Genomic DNA, 24,519 nt, shown 5'->3' on the forward strand with positions numbered 1-24,519 from the left:
TCGTCGCTCACTGCTTCGTCCCGTCGACGAGGTCGACCGGCTCCTCCTCGGGCGGGGGCGGGTTGCCGGCGAGCTCCATCGACTCCCACGCCGACGTCCACCAGGCCGTGGGCACGGTCTTGATCACGTCGTCCGGGTCGTTCAGCGAGGCCTGCGCCTCGAGCGGCTCGCCGTCGGGACCGATCACCTCGAAGCCGGCCTCACCGGGCATCAGGTACCCGAACCGTGCACGAGCCTGCGCCTTGACGTAGGCCGGGTCGTCCCAGCGCTTCTTCTCGCGTTCGAGGTCGTTGATGCTCGCCTCGCGCTCGGCGATCTGCACCTTGAGGTCGCCGATGTGGGACCGCTGCTGCAGGTAGGCCCGCAGGGACGACGCGTAGGACACGGTCAGCACGGCGAGCACCAGCACCAGCACCGCGGCACGGCCCGTGAAGCGGGGCCGACGCGCCCCGCTGCGTGGGGCGGCGGCACGCGACGCCGCGGGGACCGGCTCAGCGGGGCGCGCGGACGTCGTACGCGTCCCGGCTGCCCGCGGCCGTGAGCCGCGGGCGCCGGGGTGCGTGCTGGAGCCCTGCCGCGGGCCGCGCGATCCGCCGGGCCCGCCCCGAGGAGTGCGGCGCTGGGAAGGCATGCAGGCAAGTGTGCCTGCTCAGCCGCCGAATCGCGGGAAGGCACCCCGGCCGGCGTAGCGAGCCGCGTCACCCAGCTCGTCCTCGATGCGCAGGAGCTGGTTGTACTTCGCGACGCGGTCCGAACGAGCCGGTGCACCGGTCTTGATCTGGCCGCAGTTGGTGGCCACGGCGAGGTCGGCGATCGTGGTGTCCTCGGTCTCGCCGGAGCGGTGGCTCATCATGTTGCGGAAGCCGGCGCGGTGAGCGAGCTCGACGGCGTCGAGGGTCTCGGTGAGCGAGCCGATCTGGTTGACCTTGACCAGCATCGCGTTGCCCTGCCCGCCGTCGATGCCGCGCTGCAGGCGCTCGACGTTGGTGACGAAGAGGTCGTCACCCACCAGCTGGGCCTGCGTGCCGAGGGCGTCGGTGATCGCCTTCCAGCCGTCCCAGTCCTCCTCGTCGAGCGGGTCCTCGATGGAGACGATCGGGTAGTTGGCGACGAGGTCGGCGTAGTAGTCGACCATCGCGTCGGTCGTCACCTTCTTGCCCTCGAAGGTGTAGGAGCCCTTCTCGAAGAACTCGCTCGCGGCGACGTCCATCGCGAGCGCGATGTCCTTGCCGAGGGTGAAGCCGGCGGCCTTGACGGCCTCGGCGATCAGGTCGAGCGCGGCGCGGTTGCTCTCGAGGTCCGGGGCGAAGCCACCCTCGTCGCCCAGGCCGGTCGACAGGCCCTTCTTCTTCAGCACCGACTTGAGGGCGTGGTAGACCTCGGCCCCCTGCTGGAGGGCCTCGCGGAAGGTCGGGGCGCCGATCGGCGCGATCATGAACTCCTGGACGTCGACGTTGGAGTCGGCGTGCGCGCCGCCGTTGACGATGTTCATCATCGGCACGGGCAGCAGGTGGGCGTTGGGACCGCCGACGTAGCGGAACAGCGGCAGCCCGGCCGACTCGGCGGCGGCCTTGGCGGTCGCGAGGGAGACGCCGAGGATGGCGTTGGCGCCCAGCTTGGCCTTGTTGGCCGTGCCGTCGAGGTCGAGCATCGTCTGGTCGACGAGGCGCTGGTCGTCGGCGTCGAGCCCGACGACCGCACCGGCGATGGAGTCGATGACACCGTCGACGGCCTTCTGCACGCCCTTGCCGAGGTAGCGCTTGCCGCCGTCGCGCAGCTCCACCGCCTCGAAGGCGCCGGTCGAGGCGCCGCTGGGCACGGCCGCACGGCCGAACGCTCCGTCGTCCAGCAACACCTCCACCTCGACGGTGGGGTTGCCGCGCGAGTCGAGGATTTCGCGGGCACCGACGGCAGAGATGATCGACATGGCAGAGCTCCTGAAGGGGGACGTCTCGGGGTCGGCAGCCAGCCTAGCCACGTCGTACGCCGACGTCGCCCGGGTGTCCGTGGGTGCGACTAGCGTGCGCCGGGTGCCCGCCCCCGCCGACCTGCTCCGCGCCTTCGTCGCCCGGGCGACAGCCGACGAGACCGACCCGCCGGGCGGGCGGCTGCGACACGCGATGGCGGGCGAGTCGCCGGAGCGCTTCCGGGACCGTCTGCTCCTCGAGCGAGCGGCCCACCTGGTGGCCACCACCGACCGCCCCCTCCAGGCCATCGCAGCCGAGTGCGGGTTCCGCGGCTACGACGTCTTCAGCCGCGCGTTCCGCCGCGAGCTCGGCGCCCTGCCATCGCAGTGGCGGGCCGATCCCACGTCGTGGGCGATCGACGCGCCCGGTGACGCCCACTTCCACCCGCCCCTCGGCGTCCGGCTGCCGGCGCGCAGCCGGATGGACCCGGTGGACCTGATCGTCGAGATGGCGGAGCACCACGTGCACCTCGTGCGCACGCTCGCCGAGCGGGCCGGCCAGGTGCCCGAGACCGAGCTCGACCGCCCGGCCGGAGGAGGGAGCCTGCGCTCCGCGCTGGCCGGCAGCGTGACGAGGATGGAGACGTTCACCGCGCTCGTCCACGACGTGGCGAGCCCCGACCCGGCGGAGGACGCAGCCGAGCTGCACGACCTCCACGGCCGTCTGGAGCGGGTGGGGCCGGACTTCGTCGGTTGCGTCGCACTCCTGGGCGCGACAGGCCGGTTCGACGAGGCCTTCGTGGACGCGTTCTCCCCCGACCCGACCACGGTGTCGTTCGGACAGCTGGTGCGGGACGTCGTCACCGACGCCGAGGGGCTGGTGTCGCTCGCACGGATGCGGCTGGGCGAGTGCGAGGCCGGGGACTTCGACTGACACCACGAAGGCAGTTCGCGTGGGCGACGCGGGCTCCCACGCTCAACGCCTCGGCTGCCGGCGCCGAGCTGCCTGCATGGTGCACCGGTCCGGGGCCGTTGCTCTCAGGCTTTCTCGGCCGCCTTGGCCTCGTTGTACAACGCCATCACCTCGTCGACGGTGGTGGCCACCGCGTCGCCGAAGACGTGGGGGTTGCGCCGCTCCATCTTCGCGATGACCCCGCGGGCCACGTCGTCGAGCGTGAAGTCGCCCGCCTCCTCCGCGATGACCGCGTGGATGACGACCTGCAGCAGCAGGTCGCCCAGCTCGTCGCACAACGCGGCCGGGTCGCCCGACTCGATCGCCTCGACGACCTCCTCGGCCTCCTCGCGCACGTAGGGGATCAGCGAGGTGTGGGTCTGCTCCCGCTTCCACGCGCACTCGCGCTGGAGCACCCGCATCTGGTCGGCGAAGTCCTCCAGGGCTGAGCTCCTGCGCAGCGGGGCGGTCATGGCCTCAGCCGCAGCGGTGGTTGACCGGCAGCGTCTCGGCGAAGGCCGGGTCGGGCTCGGTCGACATGCCGGCCTTGGCGGTGTCGCCGACCGCGACCGAGGTGCTGGTGTCGACCGGGGACAGCACGCCGTCGACGCTGCGCAGGCCGTAGCGGGGGTCGATCTCGAGGTCGTGGGTGTTGGGCCACTGGTTGAACACGTCGATGCCGGCCTGGGTGGTCTGCTCGGCCGTCGGCTCCGTGACGCCCTGGTCCTCCAGCACGATCCGGCCGACCTGGTCGAGAATGTCCTGGGCGTAGGCCGACGTCGAGGCCAGCTCGACGTAGTCGTCCTGGACCTCCTCGGGCTGGGTGCTCGCCGTGTCCTGCCGCTGGGCGACGTCGTTCATGTAGGTCGTGCCCGGCTCCACGCCGTAGTCGTCGGCGATCTGCGAGGCCTGCGAGCGCAGCGTCAGCAGCTGGACGACGTACTGGCGCACGAAGCCCATCGGCACCGCGGACTCGAGGTCGCCGACCGCCGTGCAGTAGTTGGTCGTCACCTCGTCGACGTGGCGCGTCGAGATCTCCTCGTCGCCGACCTTGACCGCGACACCGGGGCTGGCGCTGCCGCACCCGGTCAGCAGCAGTCCTGCGATGGCCGTCGTCGCAGCCGTCATCAGGCGGGTCTTGCTCACGGGGGTCACTCCTTGGTCGACGCGGCGGGCGCGGGTGCGGGTGCGGGCGGGTCGACCACATCGTCGATCACGGCGCGGGCCCATTCAAGCAGGGCCACGCCCGCCACCGGGCGCACGGGGAAGCCGGTCCCCTGCGGCCGCGGCACGAGGATGGTGCTGACCGGCGCCTTGACGACGCTCTTCGGGTGCAGCCGCTGGAGGCGTACGACGCGCGACTCGGGCAGGTCGACCGGGGCGAACCGGACGTACTTGCCGGCCACCGTCACCTCGCGGACCCCGGCCTGGCGGCAGCGGGCGCGGAAGCGCGCCACGACGAGGAGCGAATCCACGACCTCGGGCGGGTTGCCGTAGCGGTCGAGCAGCTCGACGCGGACCTCGTCGACGTCGGCGTCGGTGCGCACCTCGGCCAGCCGCTTGTAGATCTCGAGGCGCAACCGCTCGCTCGGGATGTAGTCGTGCGGGAGGTGGGCGTCGACCGGCAGCTCGATGCGGACCTCGGCGAGCTCCTCCTCGGCGCCGCCCTTGAAGTCGGCGACCGCCTCGCCGACCAGGCGGACGTAGAGGTCGAAGCCGACGTCGGCGATGTGACCCGACTGCTCGCCACCGAGCAGGTTGCCCGCACCGCGGATCTCGAGGTCCTTCATCGCGATGGCCATGCCCCCGCCGAGGTCTGAGTGCTGGGCCAGCGTCGCGAGCCGCTCGTGGGCGGTCTCGGTCAGCGGCTTCTCCGCCGGGTAGAGGAAGTAGGCGTAGGCGCGCTCCCGCGAGCGGCCGACGCGACCGCGCAGCTGGTGCAGCTGAGAGAGCCCGAGGGTGTCGGAGCGCTCGATGATCATCGTGTTGGCGTTGGACACGTCGAGACCGCTCTCGACGATCGTCGTGCAGACGAGCACGTCGAAGCGCTTCTCCCAGAAGTCGAGCATGACCCGCTCGAGGGCGTGCTCGCCCATCTGGCCGTGGGCCGTCGCGACCCGGGCCTCGGGCACCAGCTCGCGGATGCGCGCGGCGGCCTTCTCGATCGACTGCACCCGGTTGTGGATGTAGAAGACCTGGCCCTCGCGCAGCAGCTCACGGCGCACGGCCGCGACGACCTGGCGGTCCTCGTAGGCGCCGACGTAGGTGAGGACGGGGTGCCGCTCCTCCGGCGGCGTGGTGATGGTCGACATCTCGCGGATGCCGGTCACCGCCATCTCGAGGGTGCGCGGGATCGGCGTCGCGCTCATCGACAGCACGTCGACGGACGTGCGCATCCGCTTCATCTGCTCCTTGTGCTCGACGCCGAAGCGCTGCTCCTCGTCGACGATGATCAGGCCGAGGTCCTTGACCTTGATGTCGGGGTTGAGCAGCCGGTGGGTGCCCACGACGATGTCGACCGATCCGTCGGCCAGACCGGCGATGACCTCCTTGGCCTCCTTGTCGGTCTGGAACCGCGAGAGCCCCTTGATGACGACCGGAAAGCCCGACATCCGCTCGGAGAAGGTGGACATGTGCTGGGTGACCAGCAGCGTCGTGGGGACCAGCACCGCGACCTGCTTGCCGTCCTGCACCGCCTTGAACGCCGCCCGCACCGCGATCTCGGTCTTGCCGTAGCCGACGTCGCCGCACACGAGGCGGTCCATCGGGACCACCTGGCGCATGTCGGCCTTGACCTCGTCGACGGTGGTGAGCTGGTCGACGGTCTCGGTGAACGGGAAGGCGTCCTCCAGCTCGCGCTGCCACGGGGTGTCGGGGCCGTAGGCGAAACCCTTGGTGGCCTGCCGGGCGGCGTACAGCTTGATCAGCTCGGCCGCGATCTCGCGGACCGCGCGGCGCGCCTTGTTCTTGCGCTTCGTCCAGTCGCCGCCGCCGAGGCGGTCCAGGCTGGGGTTCTCGCCGCCGACGTATCGGGTGACCTGGTCGAGCGTGTCGGCCGGGACGTAGAGCATGTCGTTGGGCCCGCCTCGCTTGCTGGGGCCGTACTCCAGGACGAGGTACTCGCGCACCGCCCCGCCGATCTCGCGCTGCTTCATCTCCACGAAGCGGCCGACGCCGTGCTGCTCGTGCACGACGTAGTCGCCGGCCTTGAGCTCGAGCGGGTCGATCTGCTTCTTGCGCCGGGTGGGCATCCTGCGCATGTCGCGGGTGGACGTCTTCTGCCCCGACAGGTCGTCGCCGGTGACGATGGCGACCTGCGCCTCGTCGTCGACGAGGCCGTGCACGAGGTGGCCGCAGGTCACGGTCACGACGTTGGGCCCGGCGGTGTCGCCCTCCTCGACGAGGCGGGCGGCGATGTCGTTCTCCCCCAGCAGCTCGACGAACCGCTCGGCCGGTCCGTGCCCGGCGTGCACGACCACGACGTCGCGCCCGTCGGTGATCCAGCCGCGGATGTCGTCCACGGCCTGCTGAAGGTCGCCGCGGTAGGCCTCGGCGGGGTGCGTGGGCAGGGTCCGGCTCGGGACCGCACCGCTGTCGGTGGCCGCAAGGCCGTCGCGAGCGCCGAGCGTGGCTGTGTCGGGACCGGCGTCGGGCACGTCGCTCGTGTCGATGCCGAACGGGCTGACCGTCCACCACGCGTGGCCGAGGCCGAGCGCGTGGAGCCGGACGTCGGCGATCTCGCGGTAGGACGCCGCGCCGAGGTCGATCGGGGCCGTCCCGCCACCGGCGGCCGCCGCCCACGAGGCGCCCAGGAACTCCTCGCTCGTCGCGACCAGGTCGTGCGCGCGGGTGCGGGCACGCTCGGGGTCGAGGACCAGCACGGTGGTGTCGGCCGGCATCAGGTCGACGAGCAGCTCCATCGAGTCGACCAGCGCGACCGCGAGCGACTCCATGCCCTCCACGGCGATGCCGGCGGCCATCTTGTCGGTGAGCTCGAGCAGCTGCGGGTGCGCCTGGCCCAGCTCCGCGGCGCGGCGTCGTACGTCGTCGGTGAGCAGCAGCTCGCGGCACGGCGGCGCCCACAGCCGGCCGACCGTGTCGACGGTGCGCTGGTCGGCGACGGAGAACGAGCGGATGTCCTCGACGTCGTCGCCCCAGAACTCCACCCGCAGCGGGTGCTCCTCGGTCGGCGGGAACACGTCGACGATCCCGCCGCGGACGGCGAACTCGCCGCGGCGCTCGACCATGTCGACCCGGCTGTACGCCGCGTCGGCCAGGCCGCGCACGACCTCGTCGAGCGGCCGGGTGTCGCCCGGGGCCAGCTCGACCGGCTCGATGTCGGCGAGGCCGGCGACCTGGGGCTGCAGCAGGCTGCGGATGGGCGCGACGACGACCTTGAGCGGACCGTTGGCGGCGTCGGTGCCGGGGTGGCGCAGGCGCCGCAGGACGGCCAGCCGGCGGCCGACGGTGTCGCTGCGGGGGCTGAGGCGCTCGTGGGGCAGCGTCTCCCAGCTCGGGTAGTAGGCCACGGCGTCGGGGTCGACGAGGTCGGCGAGCTCCTCGACGAGGTCCTCCGCCTCGCGCGAGGTCGCGGTGACGGCCAGGACCGTGCGCCCGCGCTCGACCAGTCCGTGCACCACGAAGGGCCGCACGGCGCCGGGCCCGGTCAGGTCGAGGGAGGACTGCACCGCCGCGTCGGCGAGGGCGCCACCCAGGGTGGGGGTGGCGACGACGCGCGTGGCGACGGAGGCGAGGGGCGTGGACGGCACCGGGGATCCCTTCGAGAGCACGCGGAAGAGCCCCCAGCGGAGGAGGGGGTGGGGGAGGATGAAAGTCTACGGGGGCTGCCGGACACGGGCGCGCGGGGGACGAGGGGTTTGTCCCGTGCGGCTCAGGGGTAGCACCACCTCAACGCCCGGCGTTGTCGGGCGGCCAAGACTTTCTCCTGAGAGGAACAACGGGGACATGCGCACCACTCGTCTCATCGCCGGCACCGTCAGTGCTGGACTGCTCGGCCTGGCGCCGATCGCCATCGCCGCGCCCAGCCAGGCGGCCGACACCTGGACCACCTCCATCGTCGCGACGCCCAGCGCCGCCCAGCTCGAGTACGGCGACGACTTCTACGTCTCGGTCGACCTGTCCAGCTCCGACGGCTACTCCCCCGGCAGCACCGACGGCACCGTCACGCTGATGGCCCAGGAGGCCGGCTCGGCCGCATGGGTCCCGGTCGCCACCGCGGAGAACACCTACGCGTCGTTCTACGACGTCAAGCCGCAGATGAACACCAGCTACAAGGTCGTCTACAGCGGCTTCACCGACCCCGATCAGGGCACCTACGGCGACAACTACACGGCCAGCGAGTCCGCGCCCTTCACGATCGGCGTCGCGCGCAAGATCACCCGCCCCAGCTCCGGCTTCGTGATCAAGGGCAAGGTCACGCCCAGCTACGCGAAGAAGAAGATCGTCATCAAGGTCTCCAAGAAGGAGAAGAAGGGCTACAAGAGCTGGAAGACGATCAAGACCGACAGCAAGGGCAAGTACAAGGTCCGGCTGCCCCGCCGCGGCGGCACCTGGTACTGGTCCTTCACGGTCAAGGGTGACGCGAAGTACCTCGCCAACGGCTTCGGCTGGCGCACCTGGGTCTCCTGACCCCACCAGGAACCTCAGGCACCTCACGCACGTCCACGACGGCCCGGCAGAGCACCCGCTCTGCCGGGCCGTCGGGCGTGCAGGGTCCGACTTTCGACCCTTTACCGTTCGTCAGGCGGACACATAGGTTCGCCTGTCATGGACCACATCTCGGGACCCGACCACTCCACCCTGCCCACCTCCCAGACCAGCCAGACCCGCACGCTCAGCCGCCGCAAGCTCCTCGCCGGTGCCGCGGGCGGTGTCGCGGTCGTCGCGGCCGGCCAGCCCGCCTGGGCCGCCGACGCGACCCGCCCGGGCGCCGTACGCGGCCCCGCTCTCGCCGTCCGCGACCGCCAGGTGGTCACGGGCATCCGTCCCTCCCGCGCCCTGGCCGACCTGCGGGTGCTCTCCGAGCGCATCGGACCGCGCATCGGCGGCACTGCCTCGGAGAGGGCAGCCGCGGAGTTCGCGCTCACGTCGCTGCGCAGCGCCGGCGCCCGCGACGTCCGGCTCGAGCCCTTCGCCGTCGCCGACAAGTTCCTCGCCGACATCGGCGACCCTGACGGCCAGCTGCCCGACGACATCTGCTGGCAGGCCGGGGCCTCGCCGGACGCCGGTCTCGACGCCGCCCCCGTCACCGGCCGCGTGGTCGACGTCACGGGTGCGACCGCACCGGCGTGGCCCACCGACGCGGCCGCGCTGACCGGAGCCGTCGTCCTCGCCGACGACGCCCAGCACGCCGACGCCGCGACGCGCGTCAACCTGCGAGCAGCGTTCGTCCTGGAGGCGCAGCGACGCGGGGCGGCGGCCGTCGTCCTGCTGCCGGCCGACCTGGTCTACCCGCGCCGCGCCTCCGCGACCTCGCCGCGTCTGGTGCCGACCACCGGCACGACCCCGCCACCGTGGACGCCCGTCGCGACCATCCCGGTCCTCGGGGTCGCGCAGGTGCAGAAGCGGCTGCTCCGCGAGGAGCTGTCGGTGCGTCCGCTGCGCCTGACGATCGGGACGACGTCCCACCGCGGCCTCACCAGCAACAACGTGCTGGCCGACATCCCCGGTCGGGCCGGGGCCGGAGGTCCGCTGGTGTACATCTCCGCCCACTACGACTCGGTCATCGGCGCCCCCGGGGCCAACGACGACGGCTCCGGCACGGTCCTGACGCTCGAGCTCGCCCGGGTCATCCACCGGATGCCCAGGACCGACGCCACCGTCCGGCTGGCGCTGTGGGGCTCGGAGGAGCAGGGCCTGATCGGGTCGCGCCACCACGTCGCCCAGCTCCCGCAGGCCGAGCGCGACCGGATCCTCGGCGTCTTCCAGAACGACATGGTGGGGACCAGCTGGAGCCCGGCGACCCGCTACTGGCAGCTGTCGTTCTCAGGCACCGGGAACGCGACGACCGACCAGGTCACCGCGGCCGCCCAGCGACTCGGCTACGACCCGCAGCTCTCGCCGGTGACCCAGCGCGGGGCGAGCGACCACCAGTCCTTCCAGGAGGTCGGCATCGCCTCGGCCAACTTCTCGTGGCGTGGCGAGGAGACGCCGGCGCTGCTCGAGCCGCCCTACCACTCGCCCGAGGACACCATCGAGAAGAACATCAGCATGGACCGACTGACGGTCAGCATGGAGCTGATCGGTTGCGCGGCCTACGCGTTGGCGCGGTGATGGGCTGACCGACGTCGTACGACGTCACGCTCAGGCGGGCGGGGGTGGACCCGCGTCCACCTCCGCCTGCGAGCGCAGGATGCAGAACTGGTTGCCCTCGGGGTCGGCGAAGACCACCCAGCCGGTGCCGGGTCCCCACTGGCCACGCTGGTCGGCGACCTCCGTCGCGCCGAGGCCGCGGACCCGCTCCACCTCGGCGTCGCGGCTGCCCGCCCGCGGGCGCAGGTCGAAGTGGATCCGCTTCGCCGGCAGGTCGGCGTCGGGCACCTCGATGAACAGGATGCTGTGCCCGGTGTCCGGGTCGAGGACCATGCACTCGTCGTGCCCCGGCTCGTTGGGGTCGCCCTCCACGTCGACGTAGCCGAGCAGCGCCTTCCACCACTCGGAGAGCTCGTAGGCGTTGTGGCAGTCGACGGTCGTGTGCGAGACGAAGGAGGTCATGGCCCCACGCTGGCAAGTCGCTGCACCGTCCCGCAAGCGGGTTTCGCCGATCGTGGTCGGGCCACCCCGAGTCGGTGGTCAAGGCCCTGCTGCTGACCGGGCTGGTCGGCTGCATCATCGGGCTCAAGCTCGTCCACTGAGCCGCCTCGGTGGTCGAGGACCCCTGTCAGGCGGTGCCGTGGCGTCGGACGAAGTCGACGATCTGCTCGGCGAGCTCGGGACGGCACACGATGAGGTCGGGCAGCGACGTGTCGTCCTCGTTGTAGACCAGCGGTGAGCCGTCGACGCGGCTGCAGTGCAGGCCGGCGGAGCGGGCGACCGCGACCGGGGCGGCGTTGTCCCACTGGTACTGCCCGCCGGCGTGGACGTAGGCGTCGGCGATGTCGCGCACCACGCTCATCACCTTCACGCCCGCGCTGCCCATCGGCACCAGCTCGGCGTCGAGGTCGGCCGCAAGTGCCTCGACGAAGGCGGGCGGCCGGCTCCGCGAGACGGCGATGCGGGGGCGGTCCGAGGTGCGCGGCGGCACCACGCTGGGGCGGCCGGTGCTGAACGTCTCCCCCAGCGCGGGCTGGGCGACCGCGCCCGCGACGAGCTCTCCGTCCTCCCACAGGGCGACGTGCACGGCCCAGTCGTCGCGGGGGGGCTCGGAGAACTCGCGGGTGCCGTCGAGGGGGTCGATGATCCACACGCGTCGGGCGGTCAGCCGCGACTTGTCGTCGGACGCCTCCTCGGACAGCACGCTGTCGTCGGGACGGTGCTGGGTGAGCACCCGGTCGAGCTCGGCCTGCGCGGCGGCGTCGCCGGCGTCCTTGAGCGCCTTGCCCTCGAGGCCGTCGGCGGCGGCCCCGGCGCGTACGTCGAGCAGCACCGAGCCGGCCCGTTCGGCCGCCCAGACGGCGAAGGCGTGGTCGTCGAGCGTCGTGGGATCGATCATGACGCCAGCCTATCGACGGCCGACGCCCACCTTCTCCCCGCTCCGGTGTCCGTCGGCGTGATGATCCGGGTCGTCGCCCGGATCCTCACCCGCCCCTCGGGGCCGGGGCACGATGTCGCCGCCGCCTCCCGTGGGGTCGTAGGCCTGGTGGAACATCGCCACCGCCTTGAGCTGCGTGGATGCGCCGAGCTTGGCGCGCAGCGCCTTCACGTGGCTGCGGACGGTGCCCTCTGCGACGCCCATCTCGACGCCGACCTCCGCGACCCGCCGACCGGAGGCGAGGAGCTCGAGCACCCGCCGCTGCTGCGGCGACAGCGACTCGAGCTGGTCGCGCACGTGTCGGCGCCGGTCGCGGTCCATGGCCCACGAGGTGCGCAGGGCCGCCCGCTCCTCCGGGTCCATCGACGATGCGCCGGCGGTGAGTCGCTGGACGACCTCCGCGAGCTGTGACACCGAGGTCGTCACGGTCACCACGTCGACGGCGTCGTTGGACAGCAGCCCGCCCCACCGGGTGGAGGTGTCGGGGGAGCTCACGATCACCACCCGCGCGTCGCCTGGCTGGGCGAGCGCCTCGACATGACCGACGACGGCGGAGTTGTCAACCCCGTCGACGATGGCGACGACCACTGCTGGTCGGGACGCCACGAGCACGGGAGAGCCGTCGTCGTCGACCACCGACTCCCACCTCCGGGTCTCGGCCGGCACTCCGACCGAGCGCAGCGCGGCCGTGACCGCCTGCGCGACCAAGAGGTGCGGTGACAGCACCCAGACCGGACCTGGCACGCTCATGGGGCCTCCTCCCGCTTGCCGGCTGCTCCAGCCTGTCCGTCGTACACCCCCACACGTCCAGCCCTTGGCGAACGTGCACATATTTGGGGACGCGACCGGTCCTCGTCTTCCGCACCCGGAGCGGGGCGCCGGCCGGCGGCTACCCCCTTGAGGGGAAATCGCCGCGTGCTCGGGCACCGCTGGGGACGACCTGAGGGACTCCTTGACGAAGCCTCCACGAGTCCTGCGAACGGCGGACCAGACCGCCTTTGCCCTATTTGCGGTACGGCCACAGAATCATTGGACCCCCCGCACCGTGAGTTGCACTCTCAGCCGAGAGCCTGACTCACACGTCAGATGCACGTCGCGCTCGGCAGCTTTGGGAAGCAGCCGACGCGTCTCGACAACAACTTGGGCTGTACCGCAGGGGGGTAGCAGGGAATGCTGGGGTTCTGCAGGGGGGATCTGCGCCACACGTGCCGGACGGGAATCATGGGGCTCGCCTCGTTCCTCGTCCTGGTGTGGATCGGGTCGGGGACAGATCACGCATGGTGGTCGCCGCCGTCGGCGTCGACGGTGCCGTCGTTGGGCGAGGGGGTCGTCAGCGGCGTCTTCGTCGCCGCCGCCGGCTGCACCGCGCTCGTCACGTGGCGCAGGCACGCCGGCGCGGTGGCGGGCTGGATCGTGGCGACGGGCGCGCTCGTCGCCGCCCAGGCCCTGGTCGTCACGCTCATCGCGCTGCACAGCACGCCACCGCGAGGTGCGGTCGTGCAGCTGCTCATGCTGGCGGTCGGCATGGCCGGGATGCTCGGAGTGGTCATCCCCCTCCTGGCCCCTGAGCGTGTACGACGCGTCGCCGACGAGACCTTCGTCATCGGCCTCGGGCTGGGACTCGTGGCGGCGGGCCACCTGCTGCTCCAGTTCCCGCGGGTCCAGCCGCCGCCGCCGCAGATGCAGCTGCTCATCGGGGTCCTGCTCTGCACCCACCTGCTGGCCGCTGTCCTCGTGCTGCAGCAGCACGCGGCGTCACGACCGGTGAGCGCACTGCTGCTGGTCACGGTGGGCGTGGTCGTCCTCGGCCAGCTGGTCCCGCCGTCCGGTCTCGCCGGCGGCACCGTCGACGCGGGCCTGTGGCTCGCCCGCACGGCAGTCGGTGCCGCCTGGCTCGGCATCGCCTGGGCCACGCTGCGCCGGACCCTCGAGGACGAGCGCCAGCGCATCGACTCCTTCGAGCACGAGCTCGTCGACGCCACCCGCGAGCAGCGCGAGCGGATGCACGAGCTGCGGAGCACGATCGCCGGACTCGTCGCCGGATCTGCCCTGCTCGACCGCCAGGACCTCACCAGCGAGACGCGGGCACGGCTGTGGGCATCGCTACGCCGCGAGCTCGACCGGATGGAGCGGATGCTCGCCGGCACCGGCCCGCAGACCACCGACCTGCGCCTCGACGACGCGCTGGCCCAGATCCTCGACCTGCAGCGGCTCAAGGGCCGCCACGTCGAGCTGCACTCCACCGGGGACGTGGTCCGGGCTCCCTTCGACGCCCTCTCCGAGGTGCTCAACATCCTGGTGGACAACGCCTCCAAGCACGGCGGCACCGACGAGAGCGTCGTGGAGGTGATGCGCCGCGACGAGGAGACGGTCGACATCACGGTGACCGACTTCGGTCGCGGGATCCCCCGGCACCAGCGGCAGCAGATCTTCGAGTGGGGCAAGCGCGGCACCGAGTCGAGGGGCGAGGGCATCGGGCTCCACGTCGCCCAGCGCCTGATGACCGAGGCGGGTGGCTCGCTGCGCCTCGCCGACCGGGACGGCAGGGGATCGTCGTTCGTCATCTCGCTGCCCTCGCCCCGGCGCTCGCCGGAGAACGACCTGGGCCCGACCCGACTGCCCGCACCGAAGCTGACGATGGAGGACGGCCGTGCCTGGCGCGTCTCGGGGTGAGCACAGGGTCCTGATCATCGACGACCACCTGCTCTTCGCGGAGTCGCTCGAGCTCGCCCTCTCCCTGGAGGGCTACGACGTACGACGACTGGAGCCGCCGGACGAGGGCGGGTCGATGGCCACGCTGCGATCGCTCGCCCTGCGGGCCAACGCCCGAACGGTCCTGCTCGACCTCGACCTCGGCCGGTTCGGCGACGGGATGAACCTCGTCGCGCCGCTCGCCCGGGCCAACGCCAACGTCGTGGTGCTGACGGCCTCGGACGACATCGGCCGCTGGGGAGCGTGCATGCGCCTCGGGGCACGCAAGGTGCTGTCCAAGACCGGTGCCCTCCAGCAGGCGCTCGCCACCGTGCGGCGACTGCACCAGGGGCTGCCGGTGGTCACCCGCGAGGAGCTCGAGTCGTTGCTCGAGGCCTGGGCGCGCGACCGCCAGGCCCACGACGACGTACGCCGCCGGCTCGACCTGCTCACCCCGCGCGAGCGCCAGGTGCTGGGCTCCCTCATCGAGGGTCGCACCGTGCGGGCGATCGCCCAGGACAGCGTCGTGTCCGAGGCGACGGTCCGCACCCAGGTGAAGTCGATCCTCGGCAAGCTGGAGGTCTCCTCGCAGCTCGCCGCCGTCGGCATGGCCAACCAGGTCGGCTGGAAGGTCGGCGCCTGAGCGCACCGGCTCGACGAGAGGTGCCGTGCCCTGCGCCGGCTGACCTTGCCACGGCGGGTGCCACGGCGTGGACGCGGAAGCGGCGGCCGAGGAGGGGGACCTCGACCGCCGCCACTGGTTCGCATCGGTTCCGGGTGACGAAGCGTGGGGTTCCGCGTCACGCCAGCGGCCACCAGGAGGCGGCCAGTGCGGGGCTGGCCCGAGAAGAGCGAACCAGTGCTTGGTGCACCTCTTCGAGAGTAGGTCCGGCCGGCCGGAACTGCCCATCCCTCTGAATGGGTATCTCCCGGGCGTGCACGGCTTTCGCTCATTTGCGGCATGCCCGGCCGGGTGGGGCTTCCTAGGCTCGCGACAAGGTCAGTAGCGGGGCGCCTTGGGCGGTGCTCCGAAGGGGGGTTGATGGGAATGACGCAGGTCGTGACCGACATGGTGTCCGGGGTGGTGCCCGTCGTGGCACCCGACCCGGCGACCGACGTGGCCGGCATGGTGGCCGACGTCGTCACCGCGGACGGGAGCCTGCTGGACAGGCAGATCCCCCGCCCGCGAGGGGTCAACACCCTGCCGCTCGTCGACCCGATCGTCCTCGCGCCGCCGGCCGTCCCGGAACCGGTCACCGCGACCGTCGTCCCGGAGCTGCCCCAGCGGAGCGCCACCCGGCCGGCCCCGACGTGGCCGGCGGTCGTCCTCGACCTCGTGCTCGCGCTGGGGCTCGCCGTCGTGTCGGTGTCCCAGGGCCGGCTCGAGCTGCCCGCCGCGATCGCGACGGCCCTGGCGTGGCCGCCACTGCTCGCCGTGTCGGGTCGCTACCGGCGCCAGGCGCTCGGGCAGTCCCGTGGCGCGCGGCTGGGCGTGGTCCTCGCCGCCGGTGCCCGCACGGCCGTGCTCACCCTGGCTGTCTCACCACTGGTGTGGCACGCCGACGCGCTGGCCCTCGCCGCGCTGGTGGCCGGCTTCACCGTCGCCAGCGCCCTGCCGTTCGTCGCCGGCGTACGCCGTCCCCTCCCGCGCGTCGTGCTGGCGGGCCGGCCGCGCGACGTCCGTGAGGCCGTGGCGCACCTCCGCGCGAGCGGCACCCACGAGGTGGTCGCAGCCTGCCTCACCCGTGTGTCGAAGACCCCCGTCGAGGGCGACGTACCGGTCTACGTGGGTCTCCAGGCCTCCTCGACGGCAGCCCACGACCACGGCGCCGACGCCCTGGTGGTGCTCCCGGGCGCGAAGCTGTCGCCCGTCGAGGTGCGCCGCTTGCACTGGTCCCTGTCCGGCATGGGCACCGAGCTCTTCCTCGGCACGGGCCTGCTGGACGTCGAGCCGCAGCGGACCCGGGTGATGTCGACCGCCGGCCTCGGCGTGCTGCACGTCGGCAAGCCCACCCTCAGGGGACCCCGCCGGCTGCTGAAGGACCTGGTCGAGCGGACCCTCGCGCTCCTCGCGCTGATCCTGGCCCTGCCGCTGCTGGCCGCCCTCGCCGTGGCCATCCGGATGGAGACCCCCGGCCCCGCGTTCTTCCGCCAGGAGCGCATCGGGCGCGACGGCGTCCCGTTCACCATGCTGAAGCTGCGCTCGATGGGCGTCGACGCCGAGGCAGCAAGACTCGGGATGGGCGAGGCCAACGAGAAGGACGGCGTCCTGTTCAAGATCGCCCAGGACCCGCGAATCACGCCCCTCGGCAGCAGGCTGCGCCGCTACTCGCTGGACGAGCTGCCGCAGCTGTGGAACGTCGTCCGCGGCGACATGTCCCTCGTGGGACCCCGTCCGGCCCTGCCTGGCGAGGTCGCCCGCTACGACGTGGACCCGCGGCGCCGGCTCGTCGTCAAGCCCGGCGTGACCGGCCTGTGGCAGGTGTCGGGCCGCTCCGACCTGACCTGGGCCGAGTCGGTCCGGCTGGACCTGAAGTACGTCGAGAACTGGTCGCTGCGCCACGACCTCTCGATCCTCGTCCGCACAGTGCGAGCGGTGCTGGGTCACCGCGGCGCATACTGACGTCGCGGGCACCGTCTCGTCAACGACCGTGGGGGTCGACCATCAGATGAACACCAGACCTGTCCGGGTCGCCGTGATCGGCGTCGTGGCCTGCCTGCTCCTCGGCGGCTGCGGCGCCGACGGGGCGTCCCCGGAGGCCATGTCCCCGACCGTGTCCTCGACCGCGTCCCCGGATGCCGACTCCGGATCCGTGTCGGGCGGGGACGGCTCCGGCGCGCCGGGTCGGACGAAGGACCGAGCCCAGGACCAGCCGGGAGACCACACGGCCGAGGCGGACGGCGGGGCCAACGGGAGCGGTCAGTCGCCCGAGCCCAGCGCGAGCGCCTCGCCCGGCACCGGCGGCGACTCCGAGGCCACCGACGGGACCGCACCGGGCTCCGCCCCCGCGCTCGAGATGCCCGAAGCACCCGAGTCCCCCGTCTCCAGCCTCTCGGAGCTGCTTCCCCCGGCGAACCCCGCGCCGCTCGTCACGACGCCGCTCCCCCGAGGCGCGAGCGCGCAGGGCCGCCTGCTGCGGCAGTTCCCGGACGCCCTGCGCCCGCCCCGGGGCGCCCGCGTCGAGAGCAGCAGCCTCTCGCCGATGGGCGACCGGCTGCAGGTCGGGCTGGTGGCGACGACGTCCCTCCCACCTGCGCGGGTCCTGCGGGCCTACCGCGCCCGCCTCGCTCGCCGCGGTATGGACGAGACGGCGGCCCCGCCGAGCGTCGCCGGCTCCCAGGCGGCCTCGTTCCGGCGGGGTGACAGCGTCGTGACCGTCACGGTCAGCCCCCGCGGCTCCGGCTCGAGCTACGCCGTCCATGCCTCGCTGCGCGCCGCGGGCGGGTGACAGATGTACATCTCCGTCCGCGACCGGCCCGCCGGCGGCACCAGCCGCGGCTCGACCTCGACCCGGCCCCCGGTGGGCCGGGTCGTCATCACGCTCGGGGTCGTGTCGCTGCTGACCGACGTCTCGTCGGAGTCGGTCGCCGCCATCCTCCCGCTCTACCTCACAGCGGTCGTCGGGCTCACGCCGGTGGCGTACGGCCTCATCGACGGCCTCTACCAGGGTGTCAGCGCGCTGGTCCGCCTCGGCGGCGGCTGGCTGGCCGACGCCTCCGACCGTCCGAAGTGGGTCGCCTTCCTCGGCTACGGGCTCTCCGCCGTCGCGCGCGTCTTCCTGCTCTTCGCCTCGGGCGCGGCCGGGATCGCAGCCGTAGTCACCGCGGACCGGATCGGCAAGGGGATCAGGACGGCACCCCGCGACGCCATGATCAGCACCGCCACCCCCACCGAGCACCTCGGCCGCGCCTTCGGTGTGCACCGGATGCTCGACACCATCGGCGCGGCGCTCGGCCCGCTCATCGCGTTCGGCCTGCTCGTGCTCGTGCCCGACGGCTACTCCGTCGTGCTCGTGGTCTCGCTGGCCTTCGCCCTCGCCGGCGTGGCCCTGCTCGGCCTGCTCGGACCGGACGTCCGCGCCAGGCGCGACCGGGAGAGGAGCAGCGGACCGACGCCGCCGCCGTTCCGGTGGCGCGACCTGACCGACGCGCGACTGCGACCGCTGCTCGCGGTCGCGGGGCTGCTCGGGCTGCTGACCATCGGCGACGGGTTCATCTACCTCGCGCTGCTCGACCACGGTGGGATCAACGTGACCTGGTTCCCCCTCTTCTACGTCGGCACCAACGTCGCCTACCTGCTTCTGGCCGTGCCGGTCGGCCGGCTGGCCGACCGGGTCGGGCGTGCTCGCACCCTGATCCTCGGCCACCTCGCCCTCGTCGGCGCCTACCTGTGCGCCGTCCTCCCCACCTCGACCGCCGCGGCCACCGTCGGGACGCTGGTCCTCCTGGGCGCCTTCTACGCGGCGACCGACGGCGTCATCGCCGCCATCGCGGGCCGCCTGGTCCCCGTCCAGGCACGATCCAGCGGCATCGCCGCCGCCCAGACCGTGGTGGCGCTCGCCCGGATGCTCGCCTCGGCAGGGTTCGGCGTGCTGTGGCTGCTGCTCGGTCCGACGGTCGCCATGGCGTCCGTCGCCGCGCTGCTGGCGCTCGCGGTCCTCGCCGCCGCCACCCGGATCACGCGCCTCGACGGCGCCGCGGCGACCACGTGAGCACCCGCGCCCGGGTGCTGGCCTTCGTCGCGGTCGTCGTGGCGATCGCCGTCGGGGCGACGGTCTACGTCGTCGACCAGGGTCGCGAGGTCCGCGCCGAGCGGGCCGCCGAGCCCGAGGCCGAGCAGACGCCCATCGCCGAGGTCACCGAGGGCCCGCGCATCGTGTTCCGCCACACCGGCCTCGACAGCCAGTACGGCGTCGTGGCAGTGGTGCCGCTCGACGACCCGAGCGGGCCGCGCGCGTTCACCGGCGTCTCGTGCAACCGGGTCGCGGCCCGTCCCGAGGGCGCCTCGTGCCTGATCAGCGACGAGGGGGTCGCCATGACGTACGAGGGGATGGAGTTCGACGCCGACTGGCAGGAGGTTGCGAGCAACGACCTGCCCGGCATCCCGAGCCGCACCCGGCTCAGCCCGGACGGCACGCTCGTGGCGACGACCGTCTTCGTGGCCGGCCACTCCTACATGTCGACCGGCTTCTCCACCGCCACCGAGGTCCACGAGTTCGGCGACGGCGAGCGGTGGGGCAACCTGGAGAAGTTCCAGCTGGTCGTCGACGGCCGTGAGGTCGACCCCGTCGACCGCAACGTCTGGGGCGTGACGTTCGTCGACGACGAGACGTTCTACGCGACGGTCGCGACCGGCGGTCGCACGTGGCTGGTCGAGGGCGACCTCACCGCGCGCACGCTCACCACGGTGTCGCCCGACGCCGAGTGCCCGGCACTGTCACCCGACGGCACGCGCGTCGCCTTCAAGGTCGACGTCGACCCGGGTCGTCGTGTCGTGTGGCAGATCGCCGTCCAGGACCTCGCGACGGATGAGCGCACGCTCCTCGAGGCCGGGCCGCGTGGTCTCGACGACCAGGTGGAGTGGCTCGACGACGACACGCTGATGTACGGGATGCCGCGCCCGGACGACCCCGGCGTCACCGACACCTGGGCGGTCGACACGGTGGCCGACGCGGAGCCCGCTCTCTTGATCGAGCAGGCCTGGTCGGCCACCGTGGTGCGCTGACCGACTCAGCTACTCCGTCGGTCGCGAGATCGCAGCCCCGTCTTCAAAGCGGTTGCGCTCCCAGATGCTGCCGTTCGGTTCACCTCGTGCGTGCAGGCTGTTGCTCGGACCGAACACGCCGCACTTGTTGGACTCACCTCGCGCGAAGATGTTGTCGGTGACGGTGAGGTTGGCCGTGTCCGGGTAGGGCTTACCTGGGTAGTAGCCCGGGTTGAGGCAGTAGCCGGCCTGGCGGTGGATCGACTGACCCGTGCCGCTGAAGGTCGAGGCGAGGAAGTTCCGCGTGATCGAGATGTTCTGGATGGGCGCGAAGTCACCGTAGAAGCCGATCACCGAGGAGCAACCGGCGTCGTCGGTCGGGTCGGAGACCTTCGACCAGTCACCACAGCTGGCGTAGTTGTGGTCGATGGTGAAGCCATCGGTGCCATTACCACCGAAGGCGTTGTAGTGGTAGGCGCCGCCGAGCTCCATGCCGTGCACCCAGCTGTCCCTGGCCTCGCAGTTGGAGTCGCACTTGATGACGCCCTCTCCACCGTGGGAGTTCACCCGGTAGACGAAGAAGTTGGAGCGCCCGATGTTCTCCCAGAACGGCAGGTCCGTCGGCGCCACCTCGGTGTCCTCGATGAGAACCGGGCCGTAGGTCGACTTCTCAGACATGATCACGCCCTTGACCAGGGAGTTGCGGATGGTGACGCACGGAGTGTCCTTGGACGACGTGCCGTTGCCGGCCTCGACGAGGATGGTGCCGTCGACGACCTTGGAGTCGATGACCACGCCGCAGGAGCGGATCGTCATCGGGCCGTCGTACGGCGTGAGTGTGACCGGCGCACGCGTGTCTCCGGGTAGTCCGTGCGGGTAGCCGGTGTTGTGCGGTCCCGGCCAACAGCCGCCCCACGGGTCGGCGCCGCCGGGGGTGTTGGCCGCCCCGACGCAGTTGCCGTTCGGGATCGGGGTGGGGTTGGAAGTGGGGGTGGTGGTCGTGGACTTGCCGGCCGGAGCGAAGCGGACGTCCACCCAGAAGTTGTCGTTGGCCCTGGAGCCGCGGTTGGGGAAGCCCGGGCCCTTCTTCGACCGGTAGACCCCGTTCTTTCCTGCGAAGGCTGCGAGATAAGCAGTCGATCGCGCCTTGGCGAGGCCACCCCGGGTGGCGGCGTAGCGTCCGCTTGCCGCGTAGGCAGAGACGACGTACGTCTTGCCCGGCACCAGCTTGACGGGGTCGGAGAAGCGGACGGACACCCAGCCCGCGCCTCGGGACCTCGTGAACTTGGCCTTGACGAGCAGCCGGCCGCGTGAGCTCCACAGAGAACCGGATCGCGGCGTGGACGAGGCTTTCCGGGACACCTTGTAGACCCGGATTCCGGTGGCCTTTCCCGCGACCTTGGCGCTGAACCTCATGCCGACCTCGCGAGGAACGGTCGTGCGGACCCGGACCGACCCCTTTGCGGGACGCGCCGCCGGGAACACTCCGACCGCGGCGTCGGCCCGCGGAGCGGCACCGAAGTGCTCCGGTCCCGCCTGCGCGGGGTCCCCGCCATTGGTGAGGGCCAAGGCGAGGGCGACCAGCCCGACGAGGGAGAGCGCGATGCGGCCCCGGGCGGACAGAGTTCCCTCCCCGGCGCCATCAGGTACGCCGACCGGTCGGCGCGGACTGGGCAGCTGCTGCATGACGGATCACCTCGGGGAGGGCTGGGGGAATGCGCGCGCGGGGCCGCGCAACGGCTTGACCGAGACACCCGGGGGATGGTGCCTGCCGCCATCGTGCGCCAGGCCGCTGGCGGTGCCAACTCCTCTGGCGCTTCTGCACTGTCCACAATTGGGTAAATCGGGTGACCCGCCCCGTGCAGTCGCAGCCGCGTTGTGACGCTCGGAGTGTAGTCAAGATCACATTCGCTTGACGGCTTCCACCACCCACTCCGCGGTTGCGTGGCGGATCCCCTTCCTGAGGCGGTACGGTCGCCCGCATGCGCGTGGTTAACCTCTGCTTCCACGGCATCGGGGCGCCCGGCCGTGATCTAGAGCCCGGTGAGGACGCCTATTGGATCGAGGTCGACGCGTTCGGAGAGATCCTCGACCTCGTGGCTGATCGACCCGAGGTCCGGCTCAGCTTCGACGACGCCAACGCCTCCGACGCCGAGGTCGCCCTGCCCGAGCTGGTCAGGCGCGGGCTGCAGGCCTCCTTCTTTGTCGTTGCCGGGCGTCTCGACCAGCGCGGCAGCCTGACCAGCGACCAGGTGCGCGAGCTGCAGGCCGCAGGAATGACCATCGGCAACCACGGCATGACGCACTGCCCCTGGCGCGGCCTGGACACCCGCCAGCAGCACGAGGAGCTGGTGTCGGCGCGCACGCTGCTCGCCGAGCTGATCGGGGCCCCCGTGCGTGACGCGGCCCTGCCGCTCGGTCGCTATGACCGCCGCACGATCTCCCAGCTCCGGGCCCTCGGCTACCGCTCCGTCCACACGAGCGACCGCCGCAGGGCTCGCGAGGGGCAATGGATGCAGCCGCGCTACAGCGTGCACCGCGACGACACTGCCGCCTCCGTCGAGCGCGACGTGCTGCGGCCACCGTCGTTCGCCGCCCGCAGCCGGGGTGTCCTCGTCGGGACGGCCAAGCGCTGGCGGTGAGCCCCCTGCTCGTTCCGTCACCAGATTGGGGGATGTCGGCCGAGCGGCCGAGTGCGGCCCGAGCGCACGTGATGGAATTTTCCCGGAACTTCGGAGGGGGACACCGTGAGGCTCACGATCGCTTGCGTCTACAACGACGCAGAGGTGCGTCGTCACTGCCTGGACCGCTCGATCGCTGCCGGCGCCGGCGTCTCCGGCGTGGAGGTGCAGTACCTGCCGATCGACAACACCGCCGAGCAGTTCGCCTCGGCCGGCGCCGCCCTCAACCACGCCGTCACCCTGGCCGAGCACGATGTGGTGGTCTTCGCCCACCAGGACGTCTATCTCCACGACCTGCAGCAGCTCGCCGCCGGGGCCGGGGCCCTGGACGACCACACGTGGGGTGTGCTCGGCGCCTGCGGGGTCACCGCCACCGGCGAGGTGGTCGGCCGCCTGCGCGACCGCGTCATCCTCATCGGGACCCCGGCCCCCGAGCCGGTCGCGGTGCAGACGCTCGACGAGGTGCTCTTCATGGCTCGTCGTGCCGACCTGCTCGCTCAGCCCCTGAGCGAGGACCCGAGCCTGGCTTGGCACGCATACGCCGTCGAGTACGCCCTGCGGATGCGCGCTGCTGGACGTCGCGCTGGTGCTGTCGACACGGCCATCACCCACAACAGCCTGACCGCAAACCTGGCCCGCCTCGATGCGGCCCACCGTCACGTCGGGAAGCTCTTCCCGGCTGAGGTCCCGATCCGGACGACGTGCGGCACGGTGCGCCGCAGCGAGCGCGGCTGGCGGGACCTGCCTGGACTGCACAAGCACCGCTGGCGGCGCACGTGGCTGCGTCAGTCGGCTTCGGCGGCCCGCGTCCGGGCCGTCATCGACTGCCGGGTCGTGATCGCCGACATCGCCGACGAGGTGGACCTCGTCGGCTACTCCGCCGCGAACCCCCTGTACCTGGTCAACGTCGACCCGACCGGGGCCTTCGCTCATGTGGCCGGCGAGAAGGTCGTGCTCGATCGGCGCGGGCGTCCAGTCGTGATGTCGTCGGTGGCCCTGACAGACCTTGCGGACACCCTCAGTGCTGTGGGCAACCTCGACCACGTGCTCGTGACCGGCTTGAAGGTCGCGGACCTGGACGCCTTTCGGTCCCACGTGGACGTCAGGGCATGGCTCGCCGGGGTGCAGTGGGACGAGGTCTGGCTTCTGGGGGGCCCGGAAGCAGTGGAGCCGCCCGCAGCCTGGGGCCGCCGGGAGACCGTGCCGATGGGCATGGGGTCAGGCCGGCGCTGAGACGCGCCGGTTGCGCCGCCGCTCCAGCCAGCAGACCAGCACCACCGTCATCGCCGCGCCGCTCACACCCGAGGCCGCCGCGGCCCGCACCCGGTTGCCGCGCACCGGGTAGATGGTGGCGTCGGAGGTCGACGCGATCGACCTGATCCGGCTGCGAGGTTCGATCCCGAGATCGTCCTGCATCGAGTCCAAGGATGCCTCCACCATCTCGACGGCGATCCGCGCATCTGCAGTCACGCCCTCGGGGGTGGGGCCGGCGACCTGGATGTCGAGGTAGTTGGCCGAGAAGTCACCGCGGTGCTGGGATCCGAGGTTGGGCACTCTCACCTGAATGCCGCTCTGGATGCCCTGTCCGACCATGCTGGTGTCCGTCGACGCCGTCATCATCGAGCGTGCCCCGCCGTTCACGTGGTCGGCCACGAGGCCCACCATCGGGTGAAGGGTCAGGTGAGGGTCCTCGAGGTAGTTGGGGAATTCGGGATCGGTCGGTCCGAGGAGCACGACGTTGAACTGCGTCCAGTAGACGGTCGGTTGGTGGGTCGAGACGTAGACGAAGCCGAGGCTGATGACTGCCCCAAGCACCATGACGTACCACCGCTGGAGCATGGCCCGGATGAGGTCCCTGGTCGTCATGGCGTCACG

General features: G+C 71.9%; 21 protein-coding genes. 11 read left to right on the forward strand and 10 right to left on the reverse strand.

Annotation, left to right across the window (positions count from 1 at the left end; translation table 11 throughout):
• Positions 1 to 7: 7 nt before the first annotated feature.
• Together ACFQW6_RS02690 and eno are read right to left on the reverse strand one after the other, a co-directional pair.
• A complete protein-coding gene (locus ACFQW6_RS02690) occupies positions 8 to 631 on the reverse strand; it encodes a septum formation initiator family protein (protein ID WP_378540921.1) in 624 nt (207 codons plus the stop codon).
• A gap of 18 nt (positions 632 to 649) precedes the next feature.
• Positions 650 to 1,927: a phosphopyruvate hydratase gene (gene eno / locus ACFQW6_RS02695; protein ID WP_378540924.1), complete on the reverse strand. Its 1,278-nt coding sequence runs from the start codon at positions 1,925 to 1,927 to the stop codon at positions 650 to 652.
• Here eno and ACFQW6_RS02700 point away from each other — a divergent pair.
• Positions 1,926 to 2,840: a helix-turn-helix domain-containing protein gene (locus ACFQW6_RS02700; protein WP_378540927.1), complete on the forward strand. Its 915-nt coding sequence runs from the start codon at positions 1,926 to 1,928 to the stop codon at positions 2,838 to 2,840. The two genes, eno and ACFQW6_RS02700, sit on opposite strands and share 2 nt — an antisense overlap.
• A gap of 104 nt (positions 2,841 to 2,944) precedes the next feature.
• Here the strand turns inward: ACFQW6_RS02700 and ACFQW6_RS02705 are convergent, their stop codons facing one another.
• The 3 genes from ACFQW6_RS02705 to mfd are packed head-to-tail and all read right to left on the reverse strand — an operon-like array spanning position 2,945 to position 7,627.
• A complete protein-coding gene (locus ACFQW6_RS02705) occupies positions 2,945 to 3,331 on the reverse strand; it encodes a MazG nucleotide pyrophosphohydrolase domain-containing protein (RefSeq protein ID WP_378540929.1) in 387 nt (128 codons plus the stop codon).
• A 4-nt stretch (positions 3,332 to 3,335) separates the two neighbouring features.
• Positions 3,336 to 4,004 (reverse strand): hypothetical protein, encoded by a 669-nt coding sequence (locus tag ACFQW6_RS02710; RefSeq protein WP_378540932.1) that lies wholly within the window; start codon positions 4,002 to 4,004, stop codon positions 3,336 to 3,338.
• A gap of 5 nt (positions 4,005 to 4,009) precedes the next feature.
• A complete protein-coding gene (gene mfd / locus ACFQW6_RS02715; RefSeq protein ID WP_378540934.1) occupies positions 4,010 to 7,627 on the reverse strand; it encodes a transcription-repair coupling factor in 3,618 nt (1,205 codons plus the stop codon).
• Between the two features lie 196 nt (positions 7,628 to 7,823).
• On the opposite strand from mfd, the gene ACFQW6_RS02720 reads away from it, so the two are divergent.
• Positions 7,824 to 8,507: a hypothetical protein gene (locus ACFQW6_RS02720; protein ID WP_378540937.1), complete on the forward strand. Its 684-nt coding sequence runs from the start codon at positions 7,824 to 7,826 to the stop codon at positions 8,505 to 8,507.
• A 138-nt stretch (positions 8,508 to 8,645) separates the two neighbouring features.
• Positions 8,646 to 10,151: a M28 family metallopeptidase gene (locus ACFQW6_RS02725; RefSeq protein ID WP_378540940.1), complete on the forward strand. Its 1,506-nt coding sequence runs from the start codon at positions 8,646 to 8,648 to the stop codon at positions 10,149 to 10,151.
• 30 nt (positions 10,152 to 10,181) lie between these two features.
• Here the strand turns inward: ACFQW6_RS02725 and ACFQW6_RS02730 are convergent, their stop codons facing one another.
• The 3 genes from ACFQW6_RS02730 to ACFQW6_RS02740 all read right to left on the reverse strand — a co-directional run bounded on the left by ACFQW6_RS02730 (position 10,182) and on the right by ACFQW6_RS02740 (position 12,318).
• Positions 10,182 to 10,592: a VOC family protein gene (locus ACFQW6_RS02730; protein WP_378540944.1), complete on the reverse strand. Its 411-nt coding sequence runs from the start codon at positions 10,590 to 10,592 to the stop codon at positions 10,182 to 10,184.
• 166 nt (positions 10,593 to 10,758) lie between these two features.
• The gene (locus ACFQW6_RS02735) at positions 10,759 to 11,529 is read right to left on the reverse strand and encodes a 3'(2'),5'-bisphosphate nucleotidase CysQ (protein WP_378540947.1); all 771 of its coding nucleotides are present in this window, start codon (positions 11,527 to 11,529) and stop codon (positions 10,759 to 10,761) included.
• 9 nt (positions 11,530 to 11,538) lie between these two features.
• Entirely contained in the window at positions 11,539 to 12,318 is a 780-nt protein-coding gene (locus tag ACFQW6_RS02740; RefSeq protein ID WP_378540950.1) for a LuxR C-terminal-related transcriptional regulator, read from the reverse strand.
• 471 nt (positions 12,319 to 12,789) lie between these two features.
• Between ACFQW6_RS02740 and ACFQW6_RS02745 the strand changes: the two genes are divergently transcribed.
• The 6 genes from ACFQW6_RS02745 to ACFQW6_RS02770 all read left to right on the forward strand — a co-directional run bounded on the left by ACFQW6_RS02745 (position 12,790) and on the right by ACFQW6_RS02770 (position 19,984).
• Positions 12,790 to 14,241, forward strand: a complete 1,452-nt coding sequence (locus tag ACFQW6_RS02745; protein WP_378540953.1) for an ATP-binding protein — start codon at positions 12,790 to 12,792, stop codon at positions 14,239 to 14,241.
• Entirely contained in the window at positions 14,219 to 14,902 is a 684-nt protein-coding gene (locus ACFQW6_RS02750) for a LuxR C-terminal-related transcriptional regulator (protein WP_300046671.1), read from the forward strand. Before ACFQW6_RS02745 ends, ACFQW6_RS02750 begins: the two co-directional genes overlap by 23 nt.
• A gap of 399 nt (positions 14,903 to 15,301) precedes the next feature.
• Positions 15,302 to 16,882, forward strand: coding sequence for an exopolysaccharide biosynthesis polyprenyl glycosylphosphotransferase (locus ACFQW6_RS02755; RefSeq protein ID WP_378540956.1), 1,581 nt, complete (start codon positions 15,302 to 15,304; stop codon positions 16,880 to 16,882).
• A gap of 46 nt (positions 16,883 to 16,928) precedes the next feature.
• A complete protein-coding gene (locus tag ACFQW6_RS02760) occupies positions 16,929 to 17,708 on the forward strand; it encodes a hypothetical protein (RefSeq protein ID WP_378540958.1) in 780 nt (259 codons plus the stop codon).
• Between the two features lie 3 nt (positions 17,709 to 17,711).
• A complete protein-coding gene (locus ACFQW6_RS02765) occupies positions 17,712 to 18,971 on the forward strand; it encodes an MFS transporter (protein WP_378540960.1) in 1,260 nt (419 codons plus the stop codon).
• Positions 18,968 to 19,984, forward strand: a complete 1,017-nt coding sequence (locus ACFQW6_RS02770) for a hypothetical protein (RefSeq protein ID WP_378540963.1) — start codon at positions 18,968 to 18,970, stop codon at positions 19,982 to 19,984. The genes ACFQW6_RS02765 and ACFQW6_RS02770 overlap by 4 nt, the downstream gene beginning before the upstream one ends.
• 9 nt (positions 19,985 to 19,993) lie before the next feature.
• On the opposite strand, the gene ACFQW6_RS02775 is transcribed toward ACFQW6_RS02770, so the two are convergent.
• Positions 19,994 to 21,649, reverse strand: coding sequence for a DUF4082 domain-containing protein (locus ACFQW6_RS02775; protein WP_378540965.1), 1,656 nt, complete (start codon positions 21,647 to 21,649; stop codon positions 19,994 to 19,996).
• Between the two features lie 296 nt (positions 21,650 to 21,945).
• On the opposite strand from ACFQW6_RS02775, the gene ACFQW6_RS02780 reads away from it, so the two are divergent.
• Together ACFQW6_RS02780 and ACFQW6_RS02785 are read left to right on the forward strand one after the other, a co-directional pair.
• Entirely contained in the window at positions 21,946 to 22,605 is a 660-nt protein-coding gene (locus tag ACFQW6_RS02780; RefSeq protein WP_378540968.1) for a polysaccharide deacetylase family protein, read from the forward strand.
• A gap of 105 nt (positions 22,606 to 22,710) precedes the next feature.
• Complete coding sequence (locus ACFQW6_RS02785; protein WP_378540970.1) at positions 22,711 to 23,877, forward strand: hypothetical protein; 1,167 nt, start codon at positions 22,711 to 22,713, stop codon at positions 23,875 to 23,877.
• Here the strand turns inward: ACFQW6_RS02785 and ACFQW6_RS02790 are convergent.
• The gene (locus tag ACFQW6_RS02790) at positions 23,863 to 24,510 is read right to left on the reverse strand and encodes a hypothetical protein (RefSeq protein ID WP_378540973.1); all 648 of its coding nucleotides are present in this window, start codon (positions 24,508 to 24,510) and stop codon (positions 23,863 to 23,865) included. The genes ACFQW6_RS02785 and ACFQW6_RS02790 overlap by 15 nt on opposite strands.
• Positions 24,511 to 24,519 lie beyond the last annotated feature (9 nt).

The sequence above is a fragment of the Nocardioides sp. GCM10028917 genome (genome assembly GCF_042666175.1).
GTDB lineage: Bacteria > Actinomycetota > Actinomycetes > Propionibacteriales > Nocardioidaceae > Nocardioides.